Source organism: Pseudomonas panipatensis, assembly GCF_900099785.1.
In the GTDB taxonomy this organism is placed as follows: domain Bacteria; phylum Pseudomonadota; class Gammaproteobacteria; order Pseudomonadales; family Pseudomonadaceae; genus Pseudomonas; species Pseudomonas panipatensis.
Genome location: NZ_FNDS01000002.1, coordinates 527,343 through 549,809, shown reverse-complemented (window position 1 = coordinate 549,809; position 22,467 = coordinate 527,343). Strand labels below are relative to the sequence as shown.

20 protein-coding genes and 1 pseudogene are annotated in these 22,467 nt (G+C 67.7%); 7 read left to right on the top strand and 14 right to left on the bottom strand.

What is annotated here, in order from left to right:
• Positions 1-189: 189 nt before the first annotated feature.
• Positions 190-1,314: pseudogene (locus BLQ74_RS06660) on the bottom strand (5-methyltetrahydropteroyltriglutamate--homocysteine S-methyltransferase); the annotation flags it as partial.
• A gap of 351 nt (positions 1,315-1,665) precedes the next feature.
• On the opposite strand from BLQ74_RS06660, the gene BLQ74_RS06655 reads away from it, so the two are divergent.
• Complete coding sequence (locus tag BLQ74_RS06655) at positions 1,666-2,004, top strand: hypothetical protein (protein WP_139199041.1); 339 nt, start codon at positions 1,666-1,668, stop codon at positions 2,002-2,004.
• Positions 2,005-2,077: 73 nt separating this feature from the next.
• Here BLQ74_RS06655 and ppa read toward each other — a convergent pair whose 3' ends face one another.
• From ppa to BLQ74_RS06640, 3 genes are all read right to left on the bottom strand, one after another.
• On the bottom strand, positions 2,078-2,608 hold the full coding sequence (gene ppa, locus BLQ74_RS06650; RefSeq protein WP_090261754.1) for an inorganic diphosphatase: 531 nt from the start codon (positions 2,606-2,608) through the stop codon (positions 2,078-2,080).
• 81 nt (positions 2,609-2,689) lie between these two features.
• The gene (locus BLQ74_RS06645; protein ID WP_090261753.1) at positions 2,690-3,508 is read right to left on the bottom strand and encodes a M90 family metallopeptidase; all 819 of its coding nucleotides are present in this window, start codon (positions 3,506-3,508) and stop codon (positions 2,690-2,692) included.
• 7 nt (positions 3,509-3,515) lie between these two features.
• Complete coding sequence (locus BLQ74_RS06640) at positions 3,516-4,175, bottom strand: DedA family protein (RefSeq protein WP_090261752.1); 660 nt, start codon at positions 4,173-4,175, stop codon at positions 3,516-3,518.
• 191 nt (positions 4,176-4,366) lie between these two features.
• Here BLQ74_RS06640 and BLQ74_RS06635 point away from each other — a divergent pair, with 191 nt between their 5' ends.
• Complete coding sequence (locus BLQ74_RS06635; protein WP_090261751.1) at positions 4,367-5,950, top strand: protein kinase family protein; 1,584 nt, start codon at positions 4,367-4,369, stop codon at positions 5,948-5,950.
• Here BLQ74_RS06635 and BLQ74_RS06630 read toward each other — a convergent pair.
• The 5 genes from BLQ74_RS06630 to eat all read right to left on the bottom strand — a co-directional run bounded on the left by BLQ74_RS06630 (position 5,846) and on the right by eat (position 11,242).
• The gene (locus BLQ74_RS06630) at positions 5,846-6,733 is read right to left on the bottom strand and encodes a substrate-binding periplasmic protein (protein WP_090261750.1); all 888 of its coding nucleotides are present in this window, start codon (positions 6,731-6,733) and stop codon (positions 5,846-5,848) included. The two genes, BLQ74_RS06635 and BLQ74_RS06630, sit on opposite strands and share 105 nt — an antisense overlap.
• 92 nt (positions 6,734-6,825) lie before the next feature.
• The gene (locus BLQ74_RS06625) at positions 6,826-7,290 is read right to left on the bottom strand and encodes a GNAT family N-acetyltransferase (RefSeq protein WP_090261749.1); all 465 of its coding nucleotides are present in this window, start codon (positions 7,288-7,290) and stop codon (positions 6,826-6,828) included.
• A gap of 322 nt (positions 7,291-7,612) precedes the next feature.
• Entirely contained in the window at positions 7,613-8,425 is an 813-nt protein-coding gene (eutC, locus tag BLQ74_RS06620) for an ethanolamine ammonia-lyase subunit EutC (protein WP_090261748.1), read from the bottom strand.
• A gap of 10 nt (positions 8,426-8,435) precedes the next feature.
• Positions 8,436-9,830, bottom strand: a complete 1,395-nt coding sequence (locus tag BLQ74_RS06615) for an ethanolamine ammonia-lyase subunit EutB (RefSeq protein ID WP_090261747.1) — start codon at positions 9,828-9,830, stop codon at positions 8,436-8,438.
• Between the two features lie 47 nt (positions 9,831-9,877).
• On the bottom strand, positions 9,878-11,242 hold the full coding sequence (eat, locus tag BLQ74_RS06610) for an ethanolamine permease (protein ID WP_090261746.1): 1,365 nt from the start codon (positions 11,240-11,242) through the stop codon (positions 9,878-9,880).
• 314 nt (positions 11,243-11,556) lie between these two features.
• Between eat and qhpR the strand changes: the two genes are divergently transcribed.
• Positions 11,557-12,606 carry an AraC-like transcriptional regulator QhpR gene (gene qhpR / locus BLQ74_RS06605; RefSeq protein ID WP_090261745.1) on the top strand — a complete coding sequence of 350 codons (1,050 nt, stop codon included), beginning with the start codon at positions 11,557-11,559 and terminating at the stop codon, positions 12,604-12,606.
• 239 nt (positions 12,607-12,845) lie between these two features.
• Here the strand turns inward: qhpR and exaC are convergent, their stop codons facing one another.
• Positions 12,846-14,366 carry an acetaldehyde dehydrogenase ExaC gene (gene exaC / locus BLQ74_RS06600; protein ID WP_090261744.1) on the bottom strand — a complete coding sequence of 507 codons (1,521 nt, stop codon included), beginning with the start codon at positions 14,364-14,366 and terminating at the stop codon, positions 12,846-12,848.
• Between the two features lie 304 nt (positions 14,367-14,670).
• Here exaC and BLQ74_RS06595 point away from each other — a divergent pair, with 304 nt between their 5' ends.
• From BLQ74_RS06595 to BLQ74_RS06580, 4 genes are all read left to right on the top strand, one after another.
• Positions 14,671-16,578, top strand: coding sequence for a sigma-54-dependent Fis family transcriptional regulator (locus tag BLQ74_RS06595; RefSeq protein ID WP_090261743.1), 1,908 nt, complete (start codon positions 14,671-14,673; stop codon positions 16,576-16,578).
• A 256-nt stretch (positions 16,579-16,834) separates the two neighbouring features.
• Entirely contained in the window at positions 16,835-18,187 is a 1,353-nt protein-coding gene (mpl, locus tag BLQ74_RS06590; RefSeq protein ID WP_090261742.1) for a UDP-N-acetylmuramate:L-alanyl-gamma-D-glutamyl-meso-diaminopimelate ligase, read from the top strand.
• A gap of 1 nt (position 18,188) precedes the next feature.
• Positions 18,189-18,818 carry a flavin prenyltransferase UbiX gene (ubiX, locus tag BLQ74_RS06585; protein ID WP_090261741.1) on the top strand — a complete coding sequence of 210 codons (630 nt, stop codon included), beginning with the start codon at positions 18,189-18,191 and terminating at the stop codon, positions 18,816-18,818.
• Positions 18,808-19,095: a YceK/YidQ family lipoprotein gene (locus tag BLQ74_RS06580; RefSeq protein ID WP_170842780.1), complete on the top strand. Its 288-nt coding sequence runs from the start codon at positions 18,808-18,810 to the stop codon at positions 19,093-19,095. Before ubiX ends, BLQ74_RS06580 begins: the two co-directional genes overlap by 11 nt.
• Before the next feature lie 159 nt (positions 19,096-19,254).
• Here BLQ74_RS06580 and BLQ74_RS06575 read toward each other — a convergent pair whose 3' ends face one another.
• The 4 genes from BLQ74_RS06575 to BLQ74_RS06560 form a co-directional block, all read right to left on the bottom strand.
• Positions 19,255-19,896 (bottom strand): oxidoreductase, encoded by a 642-nt coding sequence (locus BLQ74_RS06575; RefSeq protein WP_090261739.1) that lies wholly within the window; start codon positions 19,894-19,896, stop codon positions 19,255-19,257.
• Positions 19,897-19,938: 42 nt separating this feature from the next.
• A complete protein-coding gene (locus tag BLQ74_RS06570; RefSeq protein WP_090261738.1) occupies positions 19,939-21,453 on the bottom strand; it encodes a C13 family peptidase in 1,515 nt (504 codons plus the stop codon).
• A gap of 144 nt (positions 21,454-21,597) precedes the next feature.
• A complete protein-coding gene (locus BLQ74_RS06565; protein WP_090261737.1) occupies positions 21,598-21,810 on the bottom strand; it encodes a TM2 domain-containing protein in 213 nt (70 codons plus the stop codon).
• 131 nt (positions 21,811-21,941) lie between these two features.
• Positions 21,942-22,397 (bottom strand): MaoC family dehydratase, encoded by a 456-nt coding sequence (locus BLQ74_RS06560; RefSeq protein ID WP_090261736.1) that lies wholly within the window; start codon positions 22,395-22,397, stop codon positions 21,942-21,944.
• Positions 22,398-22,467: the final 70 nt, after the last annotated feature.

The following is a 22,467-nucleotide window of genomic DNA, read 5'->3' as shown; positions in this document are numbered from 1 at the left end:
ACGCGGCTTTCGGGCAAATTCGATGGGCCCTGGCGCGCGTCCGTCGAAGCCGGGCGAGGCCCTGCCGCCGGGTGTTTTCCCGACTTGCGATAAGCGGGGCAGACGCCGCGAAGCGGCGGTTTTTCTCGTCCCCGCAGCGGGACATGGCAACGCCCCGAACGTCCGGGGCGCCGGGCGCCGCCTTCACGCCAGCGCCGCGCGGACCTCGGCTGCCCGCGGGGCATCGCATGCGCGGGCGATGAGGGCGACGGCCTCGCACTTCTGCACGGCAATGGCCTGCCAGCTTTTCAGCTCTGCAGCCTGGCTGTCCTCGCGCTCCGGCTCCACCGGGCTGTTCAACGCGCAGGAGGGCGCCACCCAGAGCCGCTCGCCGAGGCGTTCATGGGCGTGCCGCAGGACCGCCAGGGCCTTGTCCAGGTCGCCGCGCCAGACGTCGTGGCCGTTGACCAGGCCGAGGGAGAGCACCTTGTAGCTGGGGAGGCGGTCGAGGAGCGTCGGGAACTGCTCGGGGGCGCGCACCAGGTCGACGTGCAGGCCGTCCACCGGCAGGCTGGTGGCCACGCCGAGGTTATCCTTCAGGCCGCCGAAGTAGGTGGCGACCAGCTTCTTCAGCGGCTCGCTCTGCAACAGGTGGTAGGCGCGCTCGAAGGCATTCTTCCAGTCCTGCGGCAGGTCGAGGACCAGGATCGGCTCGTCGATCTGCACCCACTCCACGCCCTGCGCGGCCAGACGCCGGAAGATCTGGCCGTAGAGCGGCAGCAGATGCTCCAGCAGGTCGAGCTTGTCGAACGCCGCGCCCTTGGCCTTGCCCAGCCAGAGGTAGCTCAGCGGGCCGATCAGCACCGGTTTGACCTTGTGCCCGAGGGCATGGGCTTCATCGACCTCCTCGAACAACTGCTCCCAGCTCAGCTCGAAGCGCTGCTCGGCGCTGAACTCGGGGACCCGGTAGCGGCAGTGACTGTCGAACCACTGGGCCATTTCCTGGGCCGGGCTGCCATCGCCCGGCGCGCCGCCACCGGCCATGGCGAACAGGGTATGCAGGGTCGGCTTGCCGTCCTCCGGGCGGCAGCGTTCGGGGATGACGCCGAAGGTCAGCGAATGGCCGAGGACCTGGTCGTACCAGGCGAAGTCGCCGACCGGCAGCAGCTCGATACCGGCGTCGTGCTGCAACTGCCAGTGCGCGGCACGCAGCTGGCGGCCGACGGCGCGCAGCCCGGCTTCGTCGAGTTCGCCCTGGCAGAAAGCCTCCAGGGCCTTCTTCAATTCGCGCTCGCGGCCGGTGCTGGGAAATCCGAGGGTATGGGCCAGGGCCATGGGGTATTTCTCCACTGCGTCATCCAATCAATGGCGCGCATTGTCCGCAGTGGAGGTGTCATGAAACAAACTCAAAGTCTTCGTGATGAACTCAAGTTTTGCTCATGTTGCGGCGGGAGAGGGAAATGCCGGGCATTAAAAAAGCCGGCTTGTGGCCGGCTTTCAGGGGGTGGTCCGTTCTCACTTCTGGTAAGCAGCGACCGCCTTAAGAATAGGGTCCGATGCGGCGTGGGCGCCGTCGGGGGCGTGCACTTTAGCAAAAACCTGACGGCTTGCCTAATGACATTTCCGGCCATCTGCGCCGATCGTGCCTGCTACGCTCTGCACGGAATGTGTCGAGGGAGTGCGCGCATGCGGATTAATTGGGGATGGATGCTGTTGCTGGGGCTGGCGGGTTGCCATTCGCCGGGCGAACTCAAGGAAACGGCGCCGGTGTTGCGTGCGCAGACGCTGAAGTCACCACCGGTGTACCTGAACTGCCTGTTGCCGAAATGGCGTGCCTACGCGGCCGCTACCGAGGTGCGGGAGATTCGCCTGGGCTATCGGCTGTTGCTGAGCGAGGGCCGGGAGCGCGGGCCCGGTGCGTTGCTGGAGGTCACCGCCGATGAGCGTGGCAGTCAGGTGTGGTTGTACCAGCATTCCGGCGCCGCTCGCGACGTGGCGGAGCGCGACATGCGCGAATGCCTCTGACGCGCCCATGAAAAAGCCCCGCCGGGGCGGGGCTTTTCGTTCCGTCGCGGGTAGCTGGGCTACCCGGCGGCCATCACTTGTTCTGGAAGGCGGCGACGGACTTGGTGATCTCGGCGCGGGCGGCGTCGGCGTTGCCCCAGCCTTCGACCTTGACCCACTTGCCCTTCTCGAGATCCTTGTAGTTCTCGAAGAAGTGCTTGATCTGCTCCAGCAGCAGGGCCGGCAGGTCGGTGTATTCCTTCACGTCCTTGTACAGCACGCTCAGCTTGTCGTGCGGTACGGCGATCAGCTTGGCGTCGCCGCCGGCTTCGTCGGTCATGTGCAGCACGCCGACCGGACGCGCGCGGATCACCGAGCCCGGCGCGACCGGGTAGGGGGTCACGACCAGGACGTCCAGCGGGTCGCCGTCGTCAGCCAGGGTGTTGGGGATGAAGCCGTAGTTGGCCGGGTAGAACATCGGGGTAGCCATGAAACGATCGACGAACAGGCAGTCGGTGTCCTTGTCGATTTCGTATTTGATCGGCGCATGGTTGGCCGGGATCTCGATGGCGACGTAGATGTCGTTCGGCAGGTCCTTGCCAGCCGGGATCTTGCTGTAGCTCATGGACTACTCCACTTGTAGTTTCAGGCCGAAAAAGTGGCCCGGATTATAGGCAGATTGACTGGAGCCGGCCACCGCCTTTGCTCAGCCTTTGCGATCTTCCTGATAGTCGGGATGCTCGCGCTGCAACTGCTGTAGGCGAACCAGCGGATCCTGCCGGTAGAACAGCTTGAGCTGCATATAGACCTTTGGATAAGCCTGGTGCAGCAGGTCGGGGGCGGTGAAGAAGTATTCGCTGGTGACGGCGAAGAATTCCGCCGGGTTCTCCGCCGCGTAGGGATCGATGCCGGTGTGCGCGTGCGGGTTGCGATCGAGCTGATGGTTGAGTTCGTCGTAGGCGGCCTGCATGGCGCCGGCCCAGTCGCTCAGGCGCATGTCGCCATGCAGCGGCGGCAGGCCGTTGGCGGTGCCGTCGAGCATGTCCAGCTTGTGCGCCAGTTCGTGGATCACCAGGTTGTAGGCGTCCCAGCCGCCGCCGCTTTCCACCCCCGGCCAGGCGAGGATCACCGGGCCTTGCAGCGAGGTTTCGCCGCTGCGTTCGTCGTCGAATTCGTGGATCACCCCGGCCGGGTCGCGGTGTTTCTGCGGGCTGACGAAGTCGTCCGGGTAGAGCACCAGTTCGTGGAAGCCCTGGTACCAGTTGAGTTCCGGCAGGTGCAGCAGCGGCAGTTGCGCCTGGGCGGCGAGCAGCAGGCGGCGGCTGTCGTCCAGCTCGACCCCGGGCAGGGCGCTGAGGTGCTTGTCCTGCAGGAACAGCACCGCGCGTTCGCCGAGCAGGCGCAGTTCTTCGGCGCTCAGGCCGTCGAGGATCGGCAGTTGCCGGCAGACGTCGGCCCAGAGCACCGGGTCCAGCGGATGGCGGGCGAGGATTCGGCGCCGGCGCCAGGCGCTGAACGACCACATCGGTGGTTCAGCGTTCCGAGGTTTGCGGCTTGTTGGCCGGGCGCATCTTGTGGCGGATCACGCCGATCACCATGGGCAGCATAGAGAAGGCGATGATGCCGATGATCATCAGCGACAGGTTGTGCTTGATGAAGGGCACGTTGCCGAAGAAGAAGCCCAGGGTCACCAGGCCGCCGACCCAGGCCACGCTGCCGGCGACGCTGAAGGCGAGGAAGCGCGGGTAGGGCATGTAGGCCATGCCGGCGACGAAGGGGGCGAAGGTCCGCACGATCGGCAGGAAGCGCGCCAGGGTCACGGTCTTGCCGCCGTGACGCTCGTAGAAGGCGTGGGTCTGGTCGAGGTAGTCGCGGCGGAAGACTTTCGAGTTCGGGTTGCTGAACAGCCGCTTGCCGAGGGTTCGACCGATCACGTAGTTGGTGCTGTCGCCGCTGGTCGCCGCCAGCAGCAGCAGGCCGCCGAGCAACCAGGGGTCCATGCCGCCGGTGGCGCAGATGGCGCCGGCGATGAACAGCAGCGAGTCGCCGGGCAGGAAGGGGGTCACCACCAGGCCGGTTTCACAGAAGATCACCAGGAACAGGATCGCGTAGATCCACACGCCGTAGTTGCTGACCAGCAGGGAGAGGTAGGTGTCGAGGTGCAAAACGAGGTCGATCGGGTTGAAGTCCATGGGGAACCTGTGAAAACGACGTGGTGAGCTGCCAGGCCGCGCATTATAGGCGGCGCCCCGGGCGAGTGGGTGCGCTTTGTCGCCGCCTGTGCACGAGACTGCTTGCAGGATATTACAGCGGGCAGGTGAAAAAGCTGTCGGCATGAAGGCTGCAACTCCCGGGTATGAATGCACATGCCAGGGGACCGGCCATGACCCACCGTTGTATCGCCCCGGCGGCGCTCAGCCTCGCGCTGGGCGCCGGCCCGGACCTGCCGACCCAGGCGGCGCGGGTTCGCGCCGAGTGGCTGGACGGGCGCCAGGGGCGGCCGGGGGTGTTCATGCTGGCGCTGTTCTGGGCGCGCGGCTGCGCCAATGTGGTGCATAGCCTGGAGTTGCAGCTCGATGCGCTGTTCGCCGACTACGCCTGCACGCCCGAGGTCTGGTCCGAGGCGCAGGCGGTCCGCCAGGTCCTGGCCTCGCTGAACATGCAGGGCTATCGCCGAAGCCTGGCGGGGGAGACGCTACCCGAACTGGCCGTCGGCATCCTGCTGGTCCAGGGCGACAGCGCGCACTTCCTGCGTTGCGGCAACGTCGGCCTGCTGCGCTATCGCGATGGCGAATTGCAGGCCTTGCCCGGCCTGGAAGACGGCAGCCTGGGCGGCCAGGCCGAGCTGGCGCTGACCCAGCACAACCTGTCGTTGCAGGCGGGCGAGGCCATGTTGCTGGCGCCGCAGCCGCTGCTGGCGGTGATCGACCGGCGGCCGCTGCTGGAGGCCTGCCGCGAGCTGGCCACGGAAGACCTCGACAGCCTGTTGGCGCCCCTGCTCCGCGCGCCGGGTGCCGCCGCCCTGGTGTTGCCGGGGCGCAGCGAACAGCGTCCGACCCTGGTCCTGCCGACTGCCTGGCCGGCACCGCCGCCGCTGCGCCCGGGCGATGCGCTGGAAGACTGGCGGGTGCTGGAGCCGCTGCCGTTCGGCCCGCCGCAGCGGCTGTTCCGCGTGCGCCATGCCGACGGCCGCGATGCCTGGCTGCTGGCCTCGACGCAGGCCGCCGACCAGGCTTTCTGGCTACGCGAATGGGCCTTGCGTTGTTGCAAGGTGGCGAGCCTGCCCAGCGTCCTGTCGACCCGCGCCGCGCGCCGCCACGCCTTTCAGGTGTTCGCCGTACCGCCGGGCAACTGGCGCAGCCTGGTCGAGCGCCATGGCGCCTGGCGCCGGCTGGCGCCCGAGGAGACGATGGTGCTTCTGCGGCAACTGGTGGAGGCTCTGCGCGCCTTGCAGCGGCGCGGCGTGCAGGGGCTCTGGGTGTCCCCCCGGCAAGTGCTGGTGGATGACTGCGGCCGCCTGTTGTTCCTTCCCGAACTGGCAGCGCTGGTGCCGGGCGTGGCGCGTCAGCCGTTGCCGCTGGAGTGCCTGCCGTTGGCACCGGAGCTGCGCGATGGGCGCGCGGCGGACAGTCGCGCCGAACAGTTCGTGGTGGCGGCGTTCGCCTATTGGCTGGCCGGCGGCCGCTGGCCGGAGCTGGCCTTGCCCGACTGCGCCGATGACGCCCTGCACTATGTGCCGCTGGCGGCGCAGGGCGTGGCCGTTCCGCCCGGTTGGGACGGCGCCCTGGCCAGGGCGCTGGCGGCCGAACCGGCGCAACGCTTCGATGCGCTGTCGGAGTTGATGCAGGCGCTGGAGCGCCCTTTAGCGCAGGCTCGCCTGCCAGCCCAGGGTTGGCGCCGCTGGGCGGTTGTCGGCGCCTTCGCCGGCGCGCTGCTGTTGGGAGGCGCGCTCTATCTGCTCCGCTAGCGGGTGCTCGGCGATGGCGCGGATCGCCTGGGCCTGTTCCAGGTGGGCGTCGGCGATCAATTGCTGCAGACGGCCGCTCTGGCGCAGGGTGCGCAGGCTGCGATCGAGGCTGGCGGCGAGGGCCTGGCCGTTGCCGTGGATCTTCGGCACCAGCACATAGAGCGGTTTGATTTCCAGCGGCGGTTCGATGAACTCCAGTTGCTCGCGCAGGGCCGGGGCATTGCGCGCCAGCAGGTGGTAGCCGGTGTAGCGGTCGGCCACGGCCAAGTCGATGCGCCCGCGCAGGAGTTTTTCCAGGTTCTGCCAGTCGTTGGTGACGGGGTCCTTTTGCAGGAAGTCGGCCTGGTCGAAGGCCGCCTGGTTGACGTAGCCGCGCACTACGCCGATGCGGTAGGGGCGCAGGCTGTCGAGGTTGCCGGGCTGGTAGGCGATGGCATGGTCGCGGCGGTGGAAGAAGCCGAGCTGCGAGTCCAGCAGCGGCATCGAGGTGTAGAAGTCCTGGCTGCGCTCGGCGGACAGGTAGGCGGGCATCAAGGCATCGTAGCGGCCTTCGCGAGTCTCGTTGAGGGCGCGCTGCCAGGGCAGGAAGACCAGTTCGGCGCGGTCGCCGTTGAGCGCCAGGGCCTCGCTGAGGATACGCGCCGCGAGTCCCTGGCCGGGCAGGTCGGGGCTGACGTACGGCGCCCAGTCGAGGGTGGCGACGTGCAGGGTGTCGGCCTGGGCGGCGCCAAGGCCAAGGAGCAACGGCAGGGCATAGCAGCGCAGCGTGCGGGGGAAATGCATGGGACCCCTTAGCCGCCGAACTCCGGGCGGCGCGTTCAGAATCTCACTCTAGCCGCGCGCGCCTGGCGCGGCCAGTGCTGCCTAGCGCCGGCTCAGGCGAGATCGTCGCTGATCGGCAGGATGTAGTTCTTGAACTCGGTGTCCTCGCGGAAACCGATCGACTCGTAGACTTTCTGCGCCACTTCGTTGTTGATGCTGGTGGACACGCGCATGCGCACCGCGTTGGTTTCCCGCGCCATTTTCCGCGCGTGCTGCAGCAGATGGTCGGCGACCAACTGGCGGCGGGCGTCTTCGGCGACGTAGATGTCGTTGAGAATCCACACGCGCTTGAGCGACAGCGAGGAGAAGCTCGGGTAGAGCTGGCAGAAGCCCAGCAGCTTGTCGTCGCTGTCGTCCGGCAGGGCCAGGTAGATCACCGACTCTTTGCGGCTCAGGCGCTTTTCGAGGAATTTCCGTGAGGATTCCGGGTAGGGCAGCATGCCGTAGAACTCGCGATATTTGACGAACAGCGGGGCGAGCATATCGAGGTGATCGAGGGTGGCTTGCACGATGCGCATGTCAGGTCTCGGCGGTCAGTGGGTGGCTGGGATGACGATGCAGAGGCTATGCCAGCAAATGGCTAGTGCGGCAGATGCTGCACCAGAAACTGTGGAAAGCGCAATCCAAGCGAGCGTTTGATCGAGAACGCGGGCATTGGCCTGCGAGAGCGCTTCTACCTCGGCGTTCGGCGAGGGCGTAGGGATTACGTTCGAGGGGATCCGCCGCATAGCCTTCGCCCCCGGTGTGCGCTGGGGACGACCTGAGCGAGATGTCCCGCGCCCAGCCCAACCACGGAGCGGGTTGGGCATGGCGGCGTACCACCGCGAACGCTTGTACGCCCTACCTTCCGGCGAGCAGGAAGTTGGCGCCTGGGCCGGCGTCGGCCAGGTTCGGCAGCTCGGCTTCGTCCTTCAGGTTGACCCCGGAGAGCTGGCGGCGGCAGGCCTCGCGCATCAGGTACAGCAGACGGTGGGTGGCCATGCCGTAGCTCAGCCCCTCCAGGCGCACGTTGGAGATGCAGTTGCGATAGGCGTCGTTCAGGCCCACGCGCGGCGCCCAGGTGAAGTACAGGCCGAGGCTGTCCGGCGAGCTGAGGCCGGGGCGCTCGCCAATCAGGATGACCACCATCTTCGCCCGCAGCAGTTCGGCCACTTCGTCGGCCACCGCCACGCGGCCCTGTTCCACCAGGCACACCGGCGAAAGCTGCCAGCCTTCGTTGCGCGCCTGCTCTTCCATGCGTTCGAGGAACGGCAGGCTGTGGCGCTGCACGGCCAGCGCGGAGAGGCCGTCGGCGATCACCACGGCAAGGTCATAGCCCTGCGGGTGGCGGTCGGCGTGCTGGCGCAGGCGCTCGGCCGAGTCGGCATCCAGGCGGCGGCCGAGGTCCGGGCGTTGCAGGTAGCTGTGGCGGTCACTGGCGGCGCTGTGCAGCAGCAGGCTGTCGCGGCCGCGCGCCTGCAGTTGCGCGGCCAGGCCGGCGCGGTCGAAGGGCAGGTGCACGGCGTCGCGGGCCTGCGCGTGGGCGAACTGGAAGTCCAGTTGGGCGCTGCTCGGCAGACTGGTGCCGGCGCGGCCAAGGGCGATGCGCGCCGGGGTCAGGCGGCGCAGTTCCTGCCAGGGATTGGGTGTCGCGGTGGGGCGTTCGTCGGCCATGCCGTTCTCCTCAGGCGAGTTGCGCCAGGGCCTGGCGGAAGGCGGGCGGCAATTGCTCGGGCAACTGCACGCGGCCGTCGCTCTGCCGCAGGATCTGCATGCGCTCCAGCCACGCCTCGAACTCCGGCGCCGGGCGCAGGCCGAGGCTCTGGCGCGCGTAGAGGGCGTCGTGGAAGGAGGTGGTCTGGTAGTTGAGCATGACGTCATCGGAACCGGGGATGCCCATGATGAAGTTGATCCCGGCCACGCCGAGCAGGGTCAGCAGCATGTCCATGTCGTCCTGGTCGGCCTCGGCGTGGTTGGTGTAGCAGATGTCGCAGCCCATGGGCACGCCGAGCAGCTTGCCGCAGAAGTGGTCTTCCAGGCCGGCGCGGATGATCTGCTTGCCGTTGTACAGGTATTCCGGGCCGATGAAGCCGACCACGGTGTTCACCAGGAACGGCTTGAAGTGCCGGGCCACCGCGTAGGCGCGGGTTTCGCAGGTCTGCTGGTCGACGCCGTGGTGGGCGTTGGCCGACAGCGCGCTGCCCTGGCCGGTCTCGAAGTACATCAGGTTGTCGCCGAGGCTGCCGCGCTTGAGCGACAGACCGGCCTCGTAGCCTTCCTGGAGCAGCGCCAGGCTGACGCCGAAGCTGGCGTTGGCCGCCTCGGTGCCGGCGATGGACTGGAACACCAGGTCCAGCGGCGCGCCGCGGTTGATCGCTTCGATCGAGCTGGTGACGTGGGTCAGCACGCAGGATTGGGTGGGAATCTCGTAGCGCTGGATGATCGCATCGAGCATTTCCAGCAGGGTGCAGATCGAGGCCAGGCTGTCGGTCGCCGGGTTGATCCCGAGCATGGCGTCGCCGTTGCCGTAGAGCAGGCCGTCGAGCACGCTGGCGGCGATGCCGGCGGGGTCGTCGGTGGGGTGGTTCGGCTGCAGGCGCGTGGACATCCGCCCGCGCAGGCCCATGGTGTTGCGGAAGCGGGTGACCACGCGGATTTTCTGCGCCACCAGGACCAGGTCCTGCACGCGCATGATCTTCGACACCGCCGCCGCCATCTCCGGCGTCAGCCCGGGCGCCAGGGCGCGGAGGCTGGCTTCGTCGGCCTGTTCGCCGAGCAGCCAGTCGCGGAAGTCACCGACCGTCAGGTGGCTGACCGGGGCGAAGGCGCCGCGGTCGTGGCTGTCGATGATCAGGCGGGTGACTTCGTCGCTTTCGTAGGGGATCAGCGCCTCGTCGAGGAAGCGCTTGAGCGGGGTTTCGGCCAGCGTCATCTGCGCGGCGACACGCTCGACGTCGCTGCCTGCGGCGATTCCCGCGAGGCAGTCGCCGGAGCGCAGCGGGGTGGCCTTGGCCATGACCTCGCGGAGGCTGTCGAAGCGCCAGGTCTGGCCGCCGACGGTGTGGGCGTATGCGGACATGGGAACTCCTTGCGAAAGGGCGCCGGGATCGCCCGGCGCCGACGGGCTCAACCCTGGCTGGCGAAGGCGGCGCTGCTGCCGCGACGGCTGGCGAGCACCAGGTTGCAACAGATCATGCCAGCCAGCATCAGCACCAGGAAGACCAGTGCGATCACCTGGTTGTACCAGAGCATAGCGACCAGGCAGAGCACCGCGAGGGCCAGGGCGATGCCCGGCACCAGCGGGTAGCCGGGGGCGCGGAAGGTGCGCTCCAGGTCCGGCTCGCTGCGGCGCAGCTTGAACAGGCTGAGCAGGCTCATGATGTACATGACGATGGCGCCGAACACGCTCATGGTGATCATCGCCGCGGTCAGGGTCATGCCCTGCAGGCTGATCAGGTTGTCGCTGAAGATCGCCGCGACCCCCACCACGCCGCCGGCGAGGATCGCCCGGTGCGGGGTCTGGAAGCGCGACAGCTTGGCCAGGCCGGCCGGCAGGAAGCCGGCGCGGGCGAGGGCGAAGAACTGCCGCGAGTAACCGAGGATGATGCCGTGGAAGCTGGCCACCAGGCCGAACAGGCCGATCCACACCAGCATGTGCATCCAGGTCGAGTTATTCCCGACCACCGCTTTCATCGCCTGCGGCAGCGGGTCGTTGATGTTCGACAGGGTGCGCCAGTCGCCGACGCCGCCAGCGAAGATCATCACGCCGATGGCCAGCGCCACCAGGGTCAGGATGCCGCCGATGTAGGCGCGCGGGATGGTGCGCTTCGGGTCCTTGGCTTCCTCGGCGGCCATGGCCGCGCCCTCGATGGCGAGGAAGAACCAGATGGCGAAGGGAATCGCGGCGAAGATGCCGCCGATGGCCGCGCCGCTGAATTCGCTGGAGCCGGCCCAGCCGTTGAGCACGAAGTTGCTGAAGCTGAAGCCCGGCGCGACCACGCCCATGAACACCAGCAGCTCGACCACCGCCAGCACCGTGACCACCAGCTCGAAGGTGGCGGCGATGCTCACGCCGAGGATGTTCAGGGTCATGAAGATCGCGTAGGCGCCGGTCGCCGCCCAACGCGGGTCGAGGGCCGGGAACTGGACGTTGAGGTAGGCGCCGATGGCCATGGCGATGGCCGGCGGGGCGAAGACGAACTCGATCAGCGTGGCGATGCCGGCAATGATCCCGCCGGTCTTGCCGAAGGCGCGCAGGCTGTAGGCGAAAGGCCCGCCGGCATGGGGAATGGCGGTGGTCAGTTCGGTGTAGCTGAAGATGAAGCAGGTGTACATCACCGCCACCATCAGGGTCGTGACCAGGAAGCCGAGGGTGCCGGCGGTACCCCAGCCGTAGCTCCAGCCGAAGTATTCACCGGAAATCACCAGGCCCACCGCCAGGCCCCAGAGGTGCAAGGTTCCCAGCGTCGGTTTTAGTTGTGATGCGCTCATTGCGGACTCCTCTGCCCTGCGGGCGTGGACGGTTACCAGGGGTCGATGTTAGCGAGCGACCTGCGCCAGGACTTGACCCTCGGCTGCGCAACGCAACGCCTGCGGTCAAGTTGCGCAACACCTTGTTACCCATTGCCCCAACCTGGCGCGGCGCGCCCTCCCGGTGCACCTCGCGGGTGCCGGCGCGGCGCCTGGCGAGGCCCGCGCTAGAGGGGGTGAAATCATCGGCGGCGGCGGTCGTGGCAGGGGCATGGGATTTGCTTCGGCTAGTTCTTCTGCTGTGTCGCAACCCCATGACAATGAGCGTGCCCGCCATGAACCAGTCACTGTTCTCCGCCGTCGGCGCCAACCTGCCCCTGGCCGGCAACATGGGCGTGCTGTCGGCCGCGGCCAGTGGACTGGATGCCTTCATCACCGCCCAGGGCGGCGACCTCGATCGGGTCTTCGGGCATGCCGGCATCGACCCCGAGCAACTGCGCCACCCCACGCTCAGCCTGGCGCTGACCAATTACTGCCGGGTCCTCGAAGAAGCCGCGCGATTGTCCGGTTGCGACAACTTCGGCCTGCGCTATGGCCAGCAATTCCAGCCGCGTGCGCTGGGCCTGCTGGGCTATGTCGGGCTGTGTTCGGAAACCCTCGAAGACGCGCTGCGCAACTTTGCCGCGGCCTTCCCCTTCCACCAGCACAGCACGCTGATCCGCCTGGTCGATTGCGGCGAGTGCTACCGCTTCGATTACCAGGTGCAACACGGTGCCATCCTCGACCGTCGGCAGGACGCCGAGCTGACCATGGGCATGGCGCTGAATCTGCTGCGGCATGTCCTCGGCAGCGACTGGGCGCCGCGTGCGGTGGGCTTCGAACACAGCCGCCCGGAAGGCTGGCAGGAGCATGGCGACGTGTTCGGCGCGCCGGTGCATTTCCAGCGCGCCTGCAATTCGCTGCTGGTGCCCAAGTCCGATCTCAAGGGCCAACTGATGCCGGAGCGCGACGCCAATCTGCTGTTCCTGGTGCAGGATGTGATCCGCCGCCTGGGCGAGCAGGGCAACCGCCCTGATCTGCTGGAAGATGCCAGCACCCAGATCCGCCTGGCCCTGGCCGCTGGCGAGCCGGCGCTGGAACTGGTCGCCGAGCGCCTCGAACTGACCTCCGTCGGCCTGCAGCGGCGCCTGCGCGAAGCCGGACTGAGCTTCAGCCAGTTGGTGGAACAGACCCGCCGCGACCTGGCGCTGCACTATCTGCGCCAGCGCCTGCCGATCTCCGAACTGGCGCCGCTGCTCGGCTACTCCGAAACCAGCGCCTTCTCCCGCGCCTTCCGCCGCTGGTTCGGGGTCAGCCCACGGCAGTGGCGCACTCACCAAAGCTGACCTGCACGCAGGACGCATAGCCGTTCGCAGTGATACGCCATCGCCTTCTGCATCGCCCGCAGCCGCCGGTGAGCAACGCCCAGATCGAATTCCGCAGCGCCCGAGGCCACGGCTGAGCGGCGGATAACCTCATCCGCCCGGCGCCCTGGGAATGGCTTTCGCCGGACAAAAAAAGCGCGGCCCGGGAGCCGCGCGAAGAGTGTCGGAGTCGTTCGAGTGAGCGCCTGGCGCTCAGGCGATCAGAAGAAGCCCAGCGGGTTGATGTCGTAGCTGACCAGCAGGTTCTTGGTCTGCTGGTAGTGGTCGAGCATCATCTTGTGGGTTTCGCGGCCGACGCCGGATTTCTTGTAGCCACCGAAGGCGGCGTGCGCCGGATACAGGTGGTAGCAGTTGGTCCACACACGGCCGGCCTTGATGCCACGGCCCATGCGATAGGCACGGTTGATGTCGCGGGTCCAGACGCCGGCGCCGAGGCCGTACTCGGTGTCGTTGGCGATGGCCAGGGCTTCGGCTTCGTCCTTGAAGGTGGTGACGCCGACCACCGGGCCGAAGATTTCTTCCTGGAACACGCGCATCTTGTTGCTGCCCTTGAGCAGGGTCGGCTGGATGTAATAGCCGGTCGCCAGGCTGCCTTCGAGTTTCTCCACCGCGCCGCCGGTGAGGATTTCGGCGCCTTCCTGCTGGGCGATCTGCAGGTAGGAGAGGATCTTGTCGAACTGCTGCTGCGAGGCCTGGGCGCCGACCATGGTCTCGGTGTCCAGCGGGTCGCCGCGCTTGATCGCCTTGACCTTCTTCATCACCACTTCCATGAACTGCGGGTAGATGGATTCCTGGACCAGCGCGCGGGACGGGCAGGTGCACACTTCGCCCTGGTTGAAGAAGGCCAGCACCAGGCCCTCGGCGGCCTTCTCGATGAAGGTCTGCTCGGCTTGCATGATGTCTTCGAAGTAGATGTTCGGGCTCTTGCCGCCCAGCTCGACGGTGGAGGGGATGATGTTCTCCGCCGCGCACTTGAGGATGTGCGAGCCGACCGGGGTGGAGCCGGTGAAGGCGATCTTGGCGATGCGCTTGCTGGTGGCCAGCGCTTCGCCGGCCTCGTTGCCGAAGCCCTGGACGATGTTGAGCACGCCGGGCGGCAGCAGGTCGCCGATGATTTCGGTGAGGATGGTGATGGCCAGCGGGGTCTGTTCGGCCGGCTTGAGCACGATGCAGTTGCCGGCGGCCAGGGCCGGGGCGAGCTTCCAGGCGGCCATCAGCAGCGGGAAGTTCCACGGGATGATCTGCCCGACCACGCCCAGCGGCTCGTGGATGTGGTAGGCCACGGTGCTGTCGTTGATCTCCGCGGCGCTGCCTTCCTGGGCGCGGATGCAGCCGGCGAAGTAGCGGAAGTGGTCGGCGGCCAGCGGGATGTCGGCGTTGAGGGTTTCGCGGACCGGCTTGCCGTTGTCCCAGGTCTCGGTGACGGCCAGCACGTCGAGATTCTGCTCGATGCGGTCGGCGATCTTCAGCAGGATCAGCGAGCGCTCCTGGACCGAGGTGCGGCCCCAGGCGTCGGCGGCGGCATGGGCGGCGTCCAGCGCCTTGTCGATGTCTTCGGCAGTGGAGCGGGGGAATTCGGCGATCACCTGGCCGTTCACCGGCGAGGTGTTGGTGAAGTACTGGCCTTTGACCGGGGCGACGAACTCACCACCGATGTAGTTGCCGTAGCGGGACTTGAAGGAAACGACGGCGCCTTGGCTACCGGGCTGGGCGTAACGCATGGTTGATCTCCTGGCTCTTGTGCTTATGGGGGAGGGTGCGCTTGCTACCTGACCAAGCGTAGAGCAAGGGCCGGGCCATGCCAGTGCAGGCCGCGTATTCACTGGGCTGCCGGCGCACCGGCGGGGTGCGGCAAGACGCCGCTGTGGCAGCTTTGGCACGGTCGCGGGTGACACTTTGTCACGCTTTCGGTACAGCGTCCGACTGTCGGGTCACGCGGCCATTGCAATGCGCGGCGTGCTGGACGATGCTCCGTGGACGGTCGCCCGGGACTGCCTGCCGTCCCTTCCGTGGAGAACCATAACAATGAGTGCGAACACCTTGAGTCGCCACGCCCGCGAGGTCATGACAGTGGCCAGCGGCAAACTGCAGACCCGTGGTCCGGGCGCCGATCCGTCGATCGCCCGATCCTGGTTGCGCTGCCTGGAGGAGTACCACCTCGACCCGGCGCAAATGCTGCCCCCGGCGGTCCTGGAGCATGCGCGCATGCTCGAACACCGCGAGCGCCTGCAGCAGGTGCTGGAGATCGCCAGCGGCGAGATGACCAGCCTGCACCAGCAACTCGCCGGCTCCGGCCACGCGGTGCTGCTCACCGACGCCCGCGGCATCATCCTCAATTGCGTCAGCGCCGCCGCCGAGCGTTCCAGCTTCGAACAGGCCGGCCTCTGGCTGGGCGCCGACTGGAGCGAGGCACGCGAAGGCACCAACGGCATCGGCACCTGCCTGGTCGAGCGCCAGGCGCTGACCATTCACCGCGACGAGCATTTCCGCAGCCGGCACACCGGGCTGACCTGTTCGGCCAGCCCGGTGTTCGATCCCCAGGGTGAACTGCTGGCGGTGCTCGATGTGTCCTCGGCGCGCCGCGACGCCTCGCGGCAGAGTCAGTTCCACACCATGGCGCTGGTCAACCTGTCGGCCAAGATGATCGAGCGCTGCTATTTCCTGCGCCGTTTCGAGGACCAGTTCCTCCTGCGTTTCCATCTGCAGGCCGATTACGTCGGCCTGTTCAGCGAGGGCCTGCTGGCCTTCGATGGCGGCGGACGCATCCTCGCCGCCAACCAGAGCGCCATCAATCTGCTCGACGCCCCGCGCGAAGGCCTGCTCGGGCGTTCGCTGGATGCCTGCTTCGACTGCCGCCTGGACGAGCTGCTCGGGCGCGCCTGCGCCCAGCCCAGCACCAGTTGGCCGCTGCGGGGTCACAGTGGGCGGCTGTTCCATGCCCAACTGCGCGGCGCGCCACGGGCCGTGCCGCTGGCCCTGCCCAGTGCGCCGCTGGCGCCGGGGCTGTGTCTCGGCGACCCGCGCCTGGCCGCCGATTTCCGTCGCGCGCTCAAGGTCTATGCCCACGACGTGCCGCTGCTGCTGCACGGCGAAACCGGTTCCGGCAAGGAGGCCTTCGCCAAGGCCGTGCACCGGGCGGGCGAGCGCGCCGGCAAGGCCTTCGTCGCGCTGAACTGTGCGGCCATCCCGGAAAGCCTGATCGAGAGCGAGCTGTTCGGTTATCGCGGCGGCAGCTTCACCGGCGCGCGCAAGGAGGGCATGCGCGGCAAGCTGTTGCAGGCCGATGGCGGCACCCTGTTCCTCGACGAGATCGGCGACATGCCGCTGAGCCTGCAGACCCGTCTGCTGCGCGTGCTGGAGGAGCGCCAGGTGCTGCCGCTGGGCGATGGCGAAGCGCAGGCGGTGGACCTGCGCCTGATCAGCGCCACCCACCGCGACCTGGAACAACGGGTGGCCGCCGGCAGCTTCCGCGAGGACCTCTACTACCGCCTCAATGGCCTGGTCCTGCAATTGCCGGCACTGCGCGAGCGCGAGGATAAACCGCAGTTGCTCGATCAGTTGCTGGCCGAAGAGGCCAAGGGCCGGCGCATCCTGTTCGACGAAGAGGCGCGCCAGTCGTTGCTCGCCTACGCCTGGCCGGGCAACGTGCGCCAGCTGCGCAATGTGCTGCGCACCCTGGCGGCGCTGTGCGAGGACGGCCGCGTGCGTCTGGCCGACCTGCCGGCCGACATCCGCCGCGCGGCGGCGCCCAGGCCGGTGTCCGAGCCGGAAGCGCCGGTCGATCGGCTGCTCGACGCCGAGCGCGGCGCCTTGCTCGCGGTGCTGGAGGCTCAGCGCTGGCACATGAGCCGCACCGCGCAGCAACTGGGCATCAGCCGCAACACCCTGTACCGCAAGCTGCGCCGCCACGGCCTGAGCCGATCAGCGACCTAGGGCGCAACGCCGATCACCGGCGCCGCGGTTGAATGCTCAGTCCCCTGAGCGCGGGACCGCGGCTCGTTAGTCCAAGGCGCCTGAAACCAGGGCCAAACGGCGGACAAGGCCGAACCTCATCGGCCCCACGCCGTTGCCGGGAACCCCCGCCCGACGGCGCCGTCTGAATGCTCCCGGCCGCGCCGCTGGCGGGCTTCGCTGTGCTAATCTGCCGGCCATTCGAGACGCCTTCCCAGGCTTGATTGCAGGAGTCTGCATGCATATCCATATCCTCGGCATCTGCGGCACCTTCATGGGGTCGCTGGCCGTGCTGGCCAAGGAACTCGGCCACCGTGTCACCGGTTCCGACGCCAATGTCTACCCGCCCATGAGCACCCAGTTGCAGGCTCAGGGCATCGAACTGATGCAGGGCTACGAGCCCGCCCACCTGGAGCCGGCACCGGACCTGGTGGTGATCGGCAACGCCCTGTCGCGCGGCAATCCGGCGGTTGAGTATGTGCTGAACAAGGGGTTGCCCTACGTCTCCGGCCCGCAGTGGCTGGCTGACCACGTGCTGCAGGGGCGCTGGGTCCTGGCGGTGGCCGGTACCCACGGCAAGACCACCACCAGCAGCATGCTGGCCTGGGTGCTGGAGCATGCCGGCATGAGCCCTGGTTTCCTCATTGGCGGCGTGCCGCAGAACTTCGGGGTCTCCGCGCGGCTGGGCGATACGCCCTTCTTCGTGGTCGAGGCCGACGAGTACGACAGCGCCTTCTTCGACAAGCGCTCGAAGTTCGTCCATTACCGCCCGCGCACGGCCATCCTCAACAACCTGGAATTCGACCACGCGGACATCTTCCCCGACCTCGCGGCCATCGAGCGGCAGTTCCATCACCTGGTGCGGACCATCCCCGGCGAAGGCCTGATCATCCATCCCGAGAGCGAGGCCGCGCTCAAGCGAGTGCTCGGCATGGGTTGCTGGACCCCGGTGCAGACCACCGGCGCCGGTGGCCAATGGCAGGCACGCCTGCTCAGCGACGACGGCTCGCGCTTCGAGGTGCTGTTCGACGGCGCCGCCCAGGGCGTGGTGGCGTGGGAGCTGACCGGCCAGCACAACGTCGCCAACGCCCTGGCCTGCCTCGCTGCCGCGCGCCATGTCGGCGTGCTGGCGGAACTGGGCATCGCCGCGCTGTCGGCCTTCAAGAGCGTCAAGCGGCGCATGGAAAAGGTCGCCGAAGTGAATGGCGTGACCATCTACGACGACTTCGCCCACCACCCGACCGCCATCGCCACCACCCTCGACGGCCTGCGCAAGCGCGTCGGCGCCGCGCCGCTGATCGCGGTTGTCGAGCCGCGCTCCAACTCCATGAAGCTCGGTGCTCACCGCGATGGCCTGGCGGACAGCGTCAGCCAGGCCGACCGGGTGTTCTGGTACGCGCCGCCGAACCTCGGCTGGGACCTGGCCGCCAGCGTCGCCGCGTCGAGCGTGCCGACCCAGGTCTGCGCATCGCTGGAAGCGATCATCGATGGGGTCAAGGCCGTCGCCACGCCGGGCAGCCAGGTGGTGATCATGAGCAACGGCGGCTTCGGTGGCCTGCACGGCAAGCTGGCCAAGGCCCTGGAGGACTGAGATGGCGGGAGCCGAACGCATCACCCTGGCGATGACCGGCGCCTCCGGCGCGCAGTACGGCTTGCGTCTGCTCGACTGCCTGGTGCAGGAAGACCGCGAAGTGCACTTCCTCATCTCCAAGGCCGCGCAACTGGTGGTGGCCACCGAGACCGACGTGACCCTGCCGAGCAAGCCGCAGGCCATGCAGGCCTTCCTCAGCGAATACACCGGCGCCGCCCCCGGGCAGATCCGCGTGTACGGCAAGGAAGACTGGATGGCCCCGGTGGCCTCCGGTTCCGGCGCGCCCTCGGCGATGGTGGTGGTGCCCTGTTCCACCGGCACCCTCTCGGCCATTGCCTGCGGCGCCTGCAACAACCTGATCGAGCGCGCCGCCGATGTCGCCCTCAAGGAGCGCCGCCAGTTGATCCTGGTGCCCCGCGAAGCGCCGCTGTCGAGCATTCACCTGGAGAACATGCTCAAACTCTCCAACCTGGGCGCGGTGATCCTGCCGGCGGCGCCGGGCTTCTACCACCAGCCGCAGAGCGTCGACGACCTGATCGACTTCGTGGTCGCGCGCATCCTCAACCAACTGGGCATTCCCCAGGACATGCTGCCGCGCTGGGGCGAACATCATCTTGTCAGTGACGAATAAGCTGCTCGCCGCCCTCCTGCTGCTGCAGTTGGGCGGTTGCGCGACGGTGAAGACCCTCGACGCGAACAAACCCGGTGCGCCGCTGATCTATGCCGGCACTCGCCTGGACTGGTACGCGCTGCACGGCGGCTGCTGCCCCGAGGACCATTTCGGCACCGAGCCGCCGACCTACCCGGGCGTCGACCTGCCCGGCAGCGCGCTGCTGGATACGCTGCTGCTGCCGTTCTCGATCGCCGCCGAGCTGGGTATCGGCTTGCAGGTGTGGGGCGGCAACTAGAAGCCGCCACGGCGCATCGTCGGGCCCTGATCCCGGAACACGCCGGGCGCGCTCGCCAGCCGCGTCGGATGGGACGAGCGAAGCGATTCCCATCGGGCCATGCGCGATGGGTTGCGTGGCCTCAACCCAGCCTCCGGGCCAGTCCGTGCCGGCGACGGCTTATTTGCCCAACCGGCGCAGTTCGTCCGATTCGACGACGCGCACGCCCTTGCCGCTTTCCAGGGCCAGGCGCCAGAGCGCGCGGGCCAGGGCGCAGGCTTCGATGCCATGCAGCTTGCCGGGCAGGATGCGGGCGAAGGGCGCGGCGAGCAGTTCGGCCAGGCGGATTTCCTCGCGCTGGCCGAGCAGCAACGACGGCCGGGCGATGGTCAGTTGCGGCCAGCCCTGCTGGCGCAGGGCCTCTTCCATCTCGCCCTTGACCCGGTTGTAGAAGATCGAGGATTTGCTGTCCGCGCCCAGCGCGCTGACCACGATGTAATGCCGCGCGCCCAGCTTCAGCGCGTGCTCGCCGAGGGCCAGCGGCAGGTCATGGTCGACGGCGCGGAAGGCGGCTTCGGAACCGGCTTCCTTGAGGGTGGTGCCCAGGCAGCAGAACACCGTATCGACAGGTTGATCCAGCTGCGGAATCAGCTCCGCCAGCGGACCGATGGGGTTCACCAGGCGTGGATGCGCTGCCAGCGCTCGCCGGGTCGGCGCCAGGACGCGCTTGACCGTCGGTTCGCTGAGCATGCGATCGAGCAGGTGTTCGCCGGTGAGCCCAGTGGCGCCGGCTAGCAGGATGTGCGTCGGTGTTGAATACATCTTTTTTTCTCCCCTGACACAGCAACAAGCATAGTTGCCGGCCTAACGTTTTTCCTGCTTGGGTTCGGTACTTGCGCTCAAGGCGGCGCTGGCCTGCGCGGCGCGCAGGGCGTTCCAGCGCGCCAGCACCGCTGGGGGTGCCCAGATCTGGGGCTCGGAGGCATCGAACTTCTCCTCCTTCTCGCGCTGCGAGACCTCTTCGCGGGCCAGGTTGAACGCTTGTTGCAGATCGTCGGTGGCGTTCAGCGCGTCGGCGAACAGCGCCTGGCCGAAGTAGGTGAAGTCCGCTTCCTCGGAACAGCCGAAGGACACCCGGTCGCCACGGGCGGCGGTGATGATCAGTGTCTTGTCGTCCTTCAGCGGTTCGATGAAGCCGCCGCTGTAGCAGGCCGAGATGACCAGTACCTTGTAGCGCTCTTTGAGTGGCGCGAGCAACGCGGCCATGCCCTCGGCCGGCAGGCTGTCGATGCGCATGCCGGGCATGTCGAGGATGAGCTGATGGTCATGGCTGCCATGGCTAGTCAGGTAGATGAAAATCAGGTCTTCCGGGCCGCTGCGCTCGGCCAGGGTGCGCACCGCGCGGGCCAGGCTCTCACGGGTGGCCATGGGGCGGTCGGCGATGTGGTTGCGGTTGTTCACCAGGGTCACGGTGGCGCGCGCGCCGAAGCGCTGGCCGAGCATCCGGGCGACGTAGTCGGCCTCGCGCAGGAACACGCTCTGCGCGCCATCGCCGCCGACGCTGAGGCCGTAGAGTTCGACCCTGGGGGTCGAAGGCGGCACGCTGGCGAGCGCCTGGTCGAGCAGTCGACCCTGCTCCAGCAGACCTACCTCCAGCGGGTTGGGCAGCCAGTTGCCCTGTTCGTCGCGGCGCCGCTGGCCGGCGCGCCAGGTGCCGCTCTGGACCTTGCCGTCGCTGCCGCGCAGGGTGCCCTTGCCGGCGAACTGGCCGTCGGCGAAGCGGCCCTGGTAGACCTGCCCGTCGGGCTGGGTCAGCACGCCTTCGCCGGCGAAGCGCCAGGCGGCGAACTGGCCCTTGTAGTGACTGCCATCGCTGCCGCGGTATTCACCCTCGCCGTTCAGCGCGCCCTCCTTGAACTGGCCGCTCCAGACATCGCCTTCGGCGTTCTCGTAGCGCCCCTCGCCGTCGAACAGGTCGTCGCGGAAGCCGCCGCTGTAGCGATCGCCGTCGCTGCCGCTGAAGCTGCCCGGGCCTTGCATCCGGCCGTCCTTGAATTCGCCGCTGTAGTGGTTGCCCTGGCCGTCGTCGTGTTGCCCCTGGCCGGCGAAGCGTCCGCCGCGGAATCCGCCGCGGTAATGGCTGCCATCGGCACCGTGCCATTCGCCCTGGCCGTCGAACAGGCCTTTGTCGAAGCGCCCGCGATACCAGGCGCCATCGGGATATTCCAGGCGTCCCTCGCCTTGCAGGCGGCCATCCACCAGCGCGCCCCGGTAGTGCGCGCCATCGGGCAGGATGCCGCTCGCCGTGGCCTGGGGATCGCTCTGGCCGCAGGCGCCGAGCAGCAGCATCAGGGCGAGGGGGAGAAGGGCTTGGCGCATCGTCGGCTCACGGTCTCGGGATTGTCTGACAGTGGGATGGAGCATACGACATTGGCGCGGGCGATTGGCTCATCGATGGCGCCGCCACCCTCCGGCGGGCATGAAAAAGCCCGCATGAGCGGGCTTCTGGCGGATTCGCTTGGCTCAGGTCCACTGGGTGATCTTGTTGCCCTGCTTATCGGTGAAGGCGCCGACGATGATCATGATGAAGTCGATCAGCGTCCAGATGCCCAGGCCGCCCAGGGTGAGGATCTGCAGGATGGCGGTGCCGATCTTGCCGACGTAGAAGCGGTGGGCACCGAAGGTGCCGAGGAAGAAGCACAGCAGGAAGGCGGGGAGAATCCGTTTTTCAGTCATGGGTTGTCCTTAGGGTATGACAGATGCGCCCTTCAGCGCGGGCGCGGCGGATTCTAGCATCGCGACGAGGGGCACGGCACTGCGTGGGCGTGTGAAGTGGTGGCCCGGCGCCTGGCGCCGGGCGTTGCCGCTCAGACGAAGGCCAGGCTCAGCGACTCGGCGATGTAGGCCGGCTTGCTCTGGCCTTCGATCTCCAGCGTGCAGCGGGCCTTGATCAGCCACTGGCCGGGGTTCTTCTCGGTGACGTCGAGGATGGTCGCGGCCAGGCGCACCCGAGAGTTCACCGGCACCGGCTGGATGAAGCGCACGCTGTCGAGGCCGTAGTTGACCACCATTTTCGGGTTTTCCGGGAGCACCAGCAGGCCTTCGCAGAGCTTGGGAATCAGCGACAGCGAGAGGAAACCGTGGGCGATGGTGCCGCCGAACGGGGTCTGCTTGGCCTTTTCCGGATCGACATGGATGAACTGGTGATCCTCGGTGCATTCGGCGAATTGATCGATGCGGTTCTGGTCGACGCTGAGCCACTCGGAATGACCCAGGTCCTTGCCTACATAATCCTTGAGCGTGCTGACGGGAACGAACGGCATATATCCTCCGCGATGACGTGTTGTTGTTTTTGGCGTGCGCTGGAGCATGGCACAGGTCTTCGGCGCCTGC